This window comes from Parendozoicomonas sp. 2304DJ65-17, from assembly GCF_058148445.1.
Map to the genome: position 1 here is coordinate 1 of NZ_JBYVJV010000101.1, position 240 is coordinate 240.

The window sequence follows — 240 nt, forward strand, 5'->3', positions numbered from 1 at the left end:
TGCGACTGCGGCACCTGCTGCAGCTGCAAGTAGCGGCCCTCGCAGTGGTGAAAATGTTTACAACTCGTATTGTACAGCCTGCCATACAGCTGGCGTCTTGGGAGTTCCCAAGAAAGGTGATGATGCAGCGTGGAAAGAGAAACTGGCTGCTGCCGGTTCTTATAACACAATGCTGACTAACGCAATTAACGGTATCCGTTCCATGCCTCCCAAAGGAACCTGTGCTGACTGTTATGAAGA

Annotated in this window: 1 protein-coding gene; it reads left to right on the forward strand. The window is 51.2% G+C overall.

The window, feature by feature from the left end; genetic code table 11:
- A partial coding sequence (locus ACY2RR_RS24670; RefSeq protein ID WP_490110848.1) for a c-type cytochrome occupies positions 1-240 on the forward strand: 240 nt, incomplete at both ends.